The sequence below is a fragment of the Pontibacterium sp. genome (assembly GCF_041587635.1).
In the GTDB taxonomy this organism is placed as follows: Bacteria; Pseudomonadota; Gammaproteobacteria; order Pseudomonadales; family Balneatricaceae; genus Pontibacterium.
On the sequence record NZ_JBFGYC010000078.1, the window covers coordinates 1 to 10586 of the forward strand.

General features: G+C 50.2%; 7 protein-coding genes. All 7 read left to right on the plus strand.

All coding sequences use genetic code 11. The features are described from left to right. Positions 1-39 precede the first annotated feature (39 nt). A complete protein-coding gene (locus ABYW01_RS06210) occupies positions 40-2955 on the plus strand; it encodes an insulinase family protein (protein ID WP_372831629.1) in 2916 nt (971 codons plus the stop codon). A gap of 88 nt (positions 2956-3043) precedes the next feature. Continuing rightward, positions 3044-3904, plus strand: coding sequence for a DMT family transporter (locus ABYW01_RS06215; RefSeq protein ID WP_372831630.1), 861 nt, complete (start codon positions 3044-3046; stop codon positions 3902-3904). A gap of 148 nt (positions 3905-4052) precedes the next feature. Beyond that, entirely contained in the window at positions 4053-4406 is a 354-nt protein-coding gene (locus ABYW01_RS06220; RefSeq protein WP_372831631.1) for a VOC family protein, read from the plus strand. Positions 4407-4564: 158 nt separating this feature from the next. After that, a complete protein-coding gene (locus ABYW01_RS06225) occupies positions 4565-5743 on the plus strand; it encodes an FIST signal transduction protein (RefSeq protein ID WP_372831632.1) in 1179 nt (392 codons plus the stop codon). Next, on the plus strand, positions 5744-7183 hold the full coding sequence (locus ABYW01_RS06230) for a sensor histidine kinase (RefSeq protein WP_372831633.1): 1440 nt from the start codon (positions 5744-5746) through the stop codon (positions 7181-7183). Between the two features lie 243 nt (positions 7184-7426). Continuing rightward, positions 7427-9067, plus strand: a complete 1641-nt coding sequence (locus ABYW01_RS06235) for a methyl-accepting chemotaxis protein (RefSeq protein ID WP_372831634.1) — start codon at positions 7427-7429, stop codon at positions 9065-9067. 268 nt (positions 9068-9335) lie between these two features. Beyond that, the coding region (locus ABYW01_RS06240; protein WP_372831635.1) for an NAD(P)/FAD-dependent oxidoreductase at positions 9336-10586 on the plus strand (1251 nt) is incomplete at its 3' end.

The window sequence follows — 10586 nt, forward strand, 5'->3', positions numbered from 1 at the left end:
AATTATCGATATCTACATCTATATAAGGCTTCAGTTTCTATGCAAGTACAGGATTGTTACGCCAGCTTCATTTTTAATCGCGCGGAAACCATTGCTTCTCTTGGTGTTGAGGTGGCGGAGTACACCCACGTTAAGACCGGTGCCAAGCACTACCATATAGCGGCAGATAATGAAGAGAACGTTTTTCTGGTGGCGTTTCGCACCGTGCCGATGGATTCAACCGGCGTTGCTCATATCCTCGAGCACACTGCGTTATGCGGCAGTGAAAACTATCCGGTGCGTGATCCATTTTTCATGATGACGCGCCGTTCTTTGAATACCTTTATGAACGCGTTTACCAGCAGTGACTGGACCGCGTATCCATTTGCCAGCCAGAACACGAAGGACTTCAATAATCTGCTGGATGTGTATCTTGATGCCGCATTTTTCTCGCGCCTTGATCCACTTGATTTTGCGCAGGAAGGCCACCGCATGGAGTTTGCCGAAGCCGGTGATAAGACCTCGCCGCTGGTATACAAAGGCGTTGTGCTGAACGAGATGAAGGGTGCCATGAGCTCTCCGATCTCCACCCTATGGCAGACTCTGAGTAAATACCTGTTTCCAACGACCACCTATCATTACAACAGCGGTGGTGATCCAGAATCTATTACTGATCTGAGTTACGACGAGCTGCTAGAGTTTTATCGTACTCACTACCACCCGAGCAATGCGGTATTCATGACGTTCGGCAATATGTCAGTAAGCGACTTGCAGCAGCGTTTCGAAGAGCGCGCGCTCAATAAGTTCGACAAGTTAGATGTTGAGATCGGTGTGGATGAGGAAAAGCCTTATCATGCACCGGTGTGTGTTGAAGAGGCTTACGCACTTGATCAGGACGATATCAGCGCCAAAACCCACCATGTGTTGGGCTGGCTCATGGGCCACTCGACCAATCTTGAAGAGCAGTTAAAGGCTCATTTGCTGTCACGGGTGTTGCTGGATAACAGCGCATCTCCACTGCGTCACGCGCTGGAAACGACTGATCTGGGCACGGCGCCTTCACCGATGTGCGGTCTTGAAGACTCTAATCGTCAGATGAGCTTTATGTGCGGCATTGAAGGCAGTGAAGCTGACTGTGCGAGTCAATTCGAAGCACTGGTACTTGAAACGCTGGAAAAAGTGGCGGAAGAGGGCGTGCCTCAGGAGATGCTGGAAGCTCAACTACACCAGCTGGAGTTAATTCAGCGTGAGATCAGTGGTGATGGACATCCATATGGTCTGAATTTGATTCTGGCAGCAATGCCGTCCGCGATTCATCGCGGTGATGCGATTGCGTTGCTGAATCTTGATCCTGTGCTGGAATCTTTGCACGAGCAGATCAAAGAGCCTGACTTTGTGCAGCGTCTGGTAAAAGAGTGGTTGCTGGATAACACCCACCGCGTACGTTTGACGTTACGCCCGGATGCGAATCTGGCTAAACGTCGTGATCAGGTGGAAGCTGATAATCTCGAAGCGGTTCGCCAGCAGCTAAGTGATACTGAAGCCCAGGCGTTGATTGATCAGGCTGCGGCGTTAGAAGAGCGTCAGATGCAGGAAGATGATGAAAGCATCCTGCCAAAAGTGACGATTAATGATGTGCCGGATGAAATGAGTATTCCGGAAGCCACGGGTAAAGATCCTAAGTTGCCGCTGACCCAATATGAGCAAGGTACGAATGGTTTAGTGTATCAGCAGATCATTATGGACCTGCCTGCACTCAGCGACGATGAGCAACGTCTGTTGCCGCTCTATAGTCACTTGCTGACAGAGATGGGCTGTGGTGATCGCAACTACATGGAAAACCAGCAGTATCAGGCGCAGGTGACAGGCAGCGTACATGCCTATTCGTCTATTCGTGGTGCGATTGATAGTGAGCAGGACGTGAAAGGTTACTTCACGTTAGCGGGTAAAGCGTTGGTATCAAAGCAGGCGGAGATGACTGCACTGCTGCATGAAACCTTGCATCACGCACGCTTTGATGAACAAGCACGTATCCGTGAAATTGTTGCTCAGCAGCGAACCCGTAAAGAGCAGAGTATTACGGGGAATGGGCACAGTCTGGCCATTATGGCGGCTTTGGCACAAATGAGTCCGGCCGCGCGCCTGGCACATGACACCCGTGGTCTGGAAGGGATTCGCGCCACCAAACAGTTGGATGATCGACTCAACGACGAGGCGGAACTTCAGGCACTCTCCGATCAGTTATGTGCGCTGCATGAGAAGATAAAGTCCGCGCCACGCCAGTTCCTGGTGGTGGCGGAGGCCGAGCAGCAGGATGAACTGGCTAAAACGCTGGCTGATACCTGGGCTGATTCTACCGCCACATCCACCGAGAGCGGATTTGCGTTAGAGTCAGTGCGCGGTCAGGTTAAACAGCTATGGACAACCAGTACGCAGGTGAACTTCTGCGCCAAAGCCTATGAGACAGTGACGGTTGAGCATGAAGACTCAGCGGCACTGACGGTGCTGGGTGATTTCCTGCGCAACGGCTACCTGCATCGTGCTATTCGTGAGCAGGGCGGTGCCTACGGTTCCGGTGCGGGTCAGGACTCTGCTGATGCCGCATTCCGTTTCTTCTCCTACCGCGATCCGCGCCTAAGCGAGACGCTGGATGATTTCGATAAGTCCGTGGCATGGTTGCTGGAGGAAGATCACGATCCTCAGAAGCTGGAAGAAGCCATTTTGGGTGTTGTCAGTTCCATTGACCGTCCGGGATCTCCTGCTGGAGAAGCGAAGCAGGCCTTCCATAGTGAATTGTTTGGCCGGACTCCGGAGCAGCGCAAACGTTTTCGTGCGCGTATTCTGAAAGTGACTATTGATGATCTGAAACGCGTTGCGAAGACCTATCTTGATCCGGCGAAGGCCAGTCTTGCGGTCGTGACTAGTGAAGCAGCAGCTAAGGAAATGGATGGCGATTTCGAGATTATCGCTATTTAATTAACATCGACTACTCGTCGCTGAACCAGCCAGATGTCTCTTCAAGGGGCGTCTGGCTTTCTTCGTTTTGAAGGGAAGCAAAGTACTTATGGATTCTTCTCCCGTCTATCGGGGTGCGTTACTGATTGTGTTGTCCGAATTTTTTCTGGTGTGCTCAGGGATGGTTATTAAACAGCTATCGGGTGAGCTGCCAACGGAAGTGATCGTCTTTGCACGTAACTTGTTTGGATTGTGTTTACTGTTACCGTGGATCCTGCGTAAAGGTACCCGCGCAATTAAAACCGAAAGACTGCATCTGCATTTTCTGCGCGCGGCGGTGGGTGTTACTGCGATGACCTGCCTGTTCTATTCATGGGGGCATCTGCCGTTAGCTCAAGCGGCATTGTTGAAGCAAACCGGACCGTTTTTTATGCCGATCATTGCGTTGTGGTGGCTGGGTGAGCGGGTGTCCGGGATGGTCAAATGGTCGATTACGGTTGGGTTTGTCGGCGTCGTACTCATTCTCAATCCCGGTGAGGGCACGTTGAATGTTGCGGTGTTCATCGCCTTGTTTGGTGCCATGTTGGGGGCATTTGCCAAGATTGTTATCCGGCGTATGTCCAGCACAGAACCGGCAAAGCGCATTGTGTTCTATTTCTCATTCTTTGCCGCGATTTTATCTTTTGTGCCTGCAATGCTGGTATGGATGACTCCAAACACAGAGCAGCTTTTATGGCTGATATTGATGGCGGCTACGTCTACGGCGGCGCAACTCCTATTAAGTAAAGGCTATGGGTTGGCACCTGCCGGACAGTTGGGGCCCTTTACTTACTCGTCAGTTGCTCTGGCCGCCCTGTTTGGGTGGGTGTTATGGGATGAAAATCTATCGATGGTGAGTTGGGCGGGGATTGCCATTGTGACCGCCGCTGGGTTGATGGCTATGCAGGGCAAAAAGGTCGTATCGAAATAGGGGTGGGAAGTGTTCGATGGCAGGTCGGCAGCGGTAGAGAGCTGATTGAGAGTAAGCGTCTCTACAACAGTTAATGGATGCAAGTTGTCTCTGTGACCTCTTGCATCAATACTGCCTGTACAGCTTAAGCAAACGGTGGATTACTTACATGACCGATCATGAAAAAATCAACTACGTTGAGTTTCCCGCGAGGGATCTAACCGCGACAAAAACGTTCTTCCAGCAGGCATTTGGTTGGGAATTTATGGACTATGGCCCGGAATACGCGGCATTTACTAATCAGGGGTTGGATGGCGGCTTCTATCAAGCGGATATGCAGTCACAAGTGTCACAAGGCGCGGCGCTAATTGTGCTCTACAGTGAGTCACTGGAAGCGACTCAGGTTAAGGTAGAGGGTGCCGGAGGCATCATCAGCACCCCCATTTTTGAATTCCCGGGTGGAAGACGTTTTCACTTTACTGAGCCGAGCGGTAACGAGATGGCGGTTTGGTCGGATCGGTAACGATAGCTGGACGGTGATGATCTTGCCGTCGTTAGCATTTTACTTTGCCGGAGTGCAGGTCTAGATTATCTGAAAGAAATTTTACGGCTGACTATGCGAGCCACATTAGCATGTAGGTCATGCGTATAGGCTAAAAGGGATTTTTAGGGACAGCGCCGATGAAAATCATTACGAACAGTACACTCAACTCCGATCCATACGCTGCGGTAGATGAACTCTTAACCGCACTTCCTTCTGATACACATCCCAGTCTGGCTATTTTGTCAGGTAATTACAGAATGTTCTCCGAGGACGCATTTGCACCGCTCTCGAAGCGTTGTCCAACGTTAGTTGCAGGCAGTTCCTGTCAGGGGATTATGACCCAAGCGGGCGTCACTCAGTCTGGTAATGGAGGGCTTGGTCTCTTTGCGCTGTATGATGAGGACGGTGCTTATGGCGTGGGGACTGCTGCGTTGGAGGATGACCCCAGGAAGGCTGGTCATGATGCGCTTGAGAGTGCGTTAGAAGATGCAGGGCGCTCTTGGGAGACCCCGGATCTCATCTGGTGCATTCTGCCTCCTGGAAGGGAGGAAGCGGTGATTGAGGGCATGGTCGAGCTGATAGGAGGTTCAGTACCGATCATTGGCGGCAGTGTGGCAGACAATCAGATCGCAGGGGATTGGTTTCAATATGTCGAGGGTGAGTTGCACCATGATCGTATTGTTGTTGCGGTACTGTTTCCATCAGGAAGTATTGGGTATAGCTTTTCAAGTGGTTATACCCCTGAAAGTGTCAGCGCAGTGGTGACCCATGCGGAGGGGCGGCATTTGCTGGCATTGGACGGAAAACCGGCTGCGGATGTTTATAACGAATGGACGCACGGGCTGCTGAATGATGTGGCTGAAGGTGGTAGCGTTTTGATGCAGAGTACGGTTAACCCTCTGGGACGTTTAGTCAACGAGACTGAAGGCTGTTCAGAGTATTTGCTGAGCCATCCTGCCGAGCTAAGCCCGCAGCGTGGATTAGAGCTATTTACCGAAGTCTGTGAGGGAGAACGTCTCCATCTGATGCGCGGAAGCCTTGACAGCCTGATCAGCCGTGCCGGACGTGTGGTGGAGACCGCCAAACAACTGCTGCCAGATATGCACATACCTCAGGGCGCTCTGATCGTGTACTGCGCGGGCTGTATGCTAACCGTAGCTGATCGTATGCCCGAGGTCGTTAACAGCATTGGTGCCGAATTCCCGCAACCGTTTTTGGGGACGTTTACTTTTGGTGAGCAGGGATGTTTTCTGGATAGCACAAATCGTCATGGCAACCTTATGATCTCTGCCGTCGTGTTTGGAGCGAAAGAGTAAATGGAAACGATAGAGCAACTGCGTGAATCCTTGCAGGAAACAACACGCCTTAAGACTCAGGCTGAACGTCATCGTCAAGAGAGTGAGTTGTTGCTCGATGGAATGCAGGCTGTACTGAAATCGGGCGTACCGAGTGAGATGTTCGCCCAGATGTTTGATGTATTCCGTCAGTTATTACCCTGTAACTATTGTTTTGTGCTTGAGCCGTCAAAGCCCGGCTGGCTTTGTTGTACGGCGTGTTCTGAAGGGCGTTTTCTTGCCACAGAATGGCAGGTGGGCGCGTTATTTCGACGAGTTCTGCAAGGAAGCACCCTGGCTACATTCCGTATTGATAAGCTTCCCGAATGGCAGGCTCAGCCTGAAGCGATGAGGTACGAGGTAGGGTCCGCGCTATATAGTCCGGTAGAGTTACAGGACTTTACGGCGATATTAGTGCTGACCAGCCGCGAAGTTGGCGGCTTCAGTAACAGTGATAAGAGTCTGGTCGAAAGGTTTTCGTCACTGGTGGCTCAAACGATGACAAGCGTTAGGGCAAAGCTGCTGCAGCTGGAGAATCAACAGTTACGCCAAGCTAAAGAAAAAGCAGAATCTGAACTGGTTCATGCTGAGAAAATGGCGTCCATTGGACAGTTAGCTGCCGGTGTGGCTCATGAAATCAATAATCCCATGGGGTTCATCTTCAGTAACTCGTCGACGTTACGTCAGTATGTTGATGATATTAGCCAGCTGCTCTCAATGATGGAGCGGTGGGTCGATAGTACGGAGGAGCCGACTGCAGATCAGCTCAAGCAATGTCTCGCAGGTTTTCGCGCTCTATGGCGAGATCTGGACATCGGTTTTCTACGTGAAGATATGGCTAGCTTGTTAGACGATAACGACGCAGGTTTGGAACGCATAAAGGATATTGTGACCGCGTTACGTTCTTTTTCACGTCAGGATAAAGGAACCCGTGAAGCGGCCGATATAAACTCAGGACTTGAGTTAACCTTGAAGATGGTCATGAATGAACTAAAGTATAAGGCCGAGATCGTAACGGACCTTCAGCCGCTTCCTTTAGTTTACTGTCAGGCAGGAAGGCTCAATCAGGTCTGGATGAATATACTGGTGAATGCCAGTCATGCCATCGACAATTTTGGGACAATAACGCTCAAAACGGAGCCCACTGAAGACGGTATTCTTGTATCTATTTCAGATACGGGATGCGGTATCCCGAAAGCGAGTCTGGCACGTATATTTGATCCATTCTATACCACCAAGGATGTTGGTGAAGGTACCGGTTTAGGTCTGTCTATCTCGTATAGCATTATTGAGCAGCATGGTGGTCGCATCGACGTGGAAAGTGAGATCAATTCTGGAACCTGTTTTCGTATCTACCTTCCGACAGCAATGCCCGTAGGGTTAGAAGAGGGTGTTGTAGAGGGCGAAGCAGATGTCGAGTAACAAATAGAAGAAGACGGTATAAGCAATGCAGCTTGATTTGTATTGTCGGTTTGAAATGTCGGTATTCGCTGTGGGTCAGCGATACAAAGTTTAAACATACTAAAAATAAGATAACACATTGGCTCTGGCGCAGGACGCGAAGTCGCGACGGGTAGTAGCTAAAGATCCTCTCCGTATGTGAAGGCTGTTACGTAAGTAACAGCTAAGGGAAGCAGTACCAATAAGAACTCATTGGATATCCCTATGCTGATAAGCAATTTTTCAATTCGTGCAAAACTTCTGATGACCTCTATTCTTCCCGTTCTTGGGCTAATCGCATTGGTGTTCACCGCGTTAGTTCAGTTGAAAGTGGCGAATGATGGGGTTGACCGCATATACAACCAGCGTGTTGTCCCTCTCGAAAACTTAAAAACTATCGCAGATGATTATGCCGTTCTCGTGGTTGATGCGGTCAATAAGGCGAACTCTGGCCTTATAACCTCTACTGAAGCGGTAGAGGGGATACAGAAAGCGCGTATAGAGATCGATGAAAAATGGCAGGCTTATCGTTCACTGGATCTTCAAGGCGAAGAACTGAAGCTGGCAGATGAAGCTGAATCGCTATTTTTGAAAGCCAACGGGGCTATTGACCGCGTCGAGAACAAGCTTAATTTGCTCAGCAAAATCAGCAATAAAGTCACTTCCCGTCTAAGTGATTATGATGGCCCTCTATACAAAGACATAGACCCGATCAGTGATAAAATAACCGCATTAGTTAACTTGCAGTTGCGTATGGTCGAAAAAGAACAGCGCGAACTTGCGGATGCTTATGAGAATGCATTGATCCTACTTGTTGGTTTGGCATTGGCGGTGATTCTGGTGCTCAGCTTCCTGAGTTTTGCTGTATATAACTCGGTACGAAAGCCGCTCGATAACTTGCGCAGCACGATGGAGCATATCGTCAAAGACGCCGACCTCACTACGGAAGTGGCCGTTGAGCGTGAAGATGAAATTGGCAGCATGGCTAAGAGCTTTAATACCACTATTCAGTCCATGCGTCACCTGATCGGTCAGATTAGCGGTGCTACCACAACGATGGCTGCCGCTGCTGATCAGCTTACCTCGATCAGCGGTCAAACGACCCAAAGCATCAGTGCTCAGCGCCTGGAGATTGAGCAGGTTGCGAGTGCGATGAATGAGATGGTGTCTTCTGCACAGGAAGTAGCCACTCAGGCTGAAAGCGCAAACCGCGAAGCCCAGAAAACGACTGAGCAGGCTGTAAGTGGAAATGAGGTTGTCGATGACGCGATGGATACAACCAACACATTGGTCGGCGAGGTTCGACAGGTATCTGAACGCATCAGCGCATTGGACAGTGACAGTGAAAATATCGGATCGGTCGTTGACGTCATTACTGATATTGCGGAACAGACCAACCTGTTGGCACTGAATGCTGCAATAGAGGCCGCGAGAGCGGGTGAGCAGGGTCGTGGGTTCGCTGTCGTTGCTGACGAGGTTCGGACGCTTGCACAGCGTACGCGTACCTCGACTGAGGAGATTCGTGGCGCGATTGAGCACTTGCAGAGCGGCTCACGCCATGCCATGAGCGCTATGGAAACCAGTACCTCTCAGGCAGAGAGTGCAGGACAGAAAGCGTCAGAAGCGGGTGGCGTATTGCATGAAATCGCTGCAGCAGTAGAACGAATCACCAACATGAATATTCAGATAGCGTCGGCTTCTGAGGAGCAAACGAGTGTTGCTGAGGAGATTAACCGTTCGCTGGTCGCAATCAATGAAGTCTCCCAAGAAACAGACGATGGAGCGCAGCAGATCGCGCAATCTAGTCGGGAGCTATCCGTACTTTCAAATGATCTTCAGGCTTTACTGAGTAAATATAAAGTCTGATCAGAGTATTTCGCTTGTTAAAAAGGCCTCTTTAAGGGGCCTTTTTTGTGCCTTATCGGTTTGTTTTGCTTTCTATTGGTTACATAAATGCAACGATTAATTACAACTAAAGTTTATGTTTGTACTGGTCTGATGAGGTATTCTCAAAGCGGATCAAAGTGACTAACGTGGTGAAGCTACCCATCTGGTCACTTGCGAGTATCACCTCAAGGGGAGTCAGGCCAGCGCTTTACGGAGTGTTGGCCTGAAACTACTTTGAGGAATTGTAATGAAAACCATCGTAATTGTAGGAGGCGGCGCCGGCGGGCTGGAACTGGCAACAAGACTGGGCCACAGGTACGGCAAAAAGAACAAAGCGAAGATCATACTGGTTGATCGCAACCGAAATCATATCTGGAAACCGTTGTTGCATGAAGTCGCGACGGGTTCGCTCGATATCAACACCGACGGTGTGGTTTATCGCGCGCATTCCAGTATTCACGGTTACCAATTTCAGCTGGGTACAATGACCGGTATCGACCGGACGCGTAAGGTCATCAGTTTAGATACGTTGAATGACGAGCAGGGTAAAGAGGTGTTGCCAGCGCGGGAGCTTGCATATGATCAGCTGGTGATGGCCGTTGGCAGTGTCAGTAATGATTTTGGTACGCCGGGTGTTGCGGATCACAGTTTCTTTCTGGATTCCCATCAGCAAGCTGAGCGTTTTCACCGGGCATTGTTGAACCAGTTCTTGAGACTCAATCAGCAGTCTACGGATGGCACGCTGAAGCTTGCAATCGTTGGGGGTGGTGCAACTGGCGTCGAGCTTGCAGCCGAGTTGTATCATGTTGCTGATTTGATGAAGATGTATGGTATGCCGGATATGTCGGCTAAGCGTCTGAAAATCACGCTGATTGAAGCCGGTCCGCGTATATTGCCGGCGTTACCTGTGCGTATTGCGTTGTCGGCTAAGCGGGAACTGGCGAAACTGGGCGTGACGATACTGGAAGATACCCGTGTTATTCGCGCTGACGAGCAAGGTTTTATTGCCAATGAAGACCAGCGTATTGATGCCGATTTGATGGTGTGGGCCGCAGGTGTCAAGGCTCCTGACTTCGTACAGAAAATGGATGCGTTTGAAACCAGTCGTGGTGGTCAGATTATTGTTAAGCCAACGCTGCAAAGTACGGTTGATGATGGCGTGTATGTGATTGGTGATTGTTGTGCGTGCGAGCAGCCTGATGGTAATTGGGTGCCACCTCGCGCTCAATCGGCGCACCAGATGGCCTCTTTGGTGGCCCGCAATATTCAGTTGGCAGAGCAAGGTAAACCGCTAAAGAGCTACATCTATAAAGATCACGGTTCATTGGTGAATCTGAGTAAATACAGTACGGTCGGTAGCTTGATGGGCAATCTCACCAAGGGTTCAATGTTCATCGAAGGGCGTATCGCCCGGATAGTATATATATCCCTGTACCGTATGCATCAAATCGCCATTCATGGCTGGATCAGGGCCTCCGCGGTGATGTTGGCACAGAAG